General features: G+C 47.3%; 1 protein-coding gene. It reads left to right on the plus strand.

Annotated features, from left to right (window positions below):
- The coding region (locus MO867_RS23055; RefSeq protein WP_252473487.1) for an ISAs1 family transposase at positions 1-243 on the plus strand (243 nt) is incomplete at both ends.

Here is a 243-nt window from a genome sequence, read left to right on the forward strand (position 1 = left end):
TCTCTACTAGCAGTATTGATTGGCTCGAAGGTAAAGAGCAATGGCACGGTCTTAGGAGTGTTGTCGCAGTCCAGGAGAAGCGATCTGTAGCAGGGCACACCAGTTGCGAAACACGCTACTATATCAGTAGTTTAGAGCCTCGATCAGCAGAGCTCAATCAGATTACTCGATCTCACTGGGGTGTTGAGAACTCGCTACACTGGATTTTAGATGTAGTGTTCCGTGAGGATGATAGTCGCTTTA

The sequence above is a fragment of the Microbulbifer okhotskensis genome (assembly GCF_023895975.1).
Classification (GTDB): Bacteria; Pseudomonadota; Gammaproteobacteria; order Pseudomonadales; family Cellvibrionaceae; genus Microbulbifer; species Microbulbifer okhotskensis.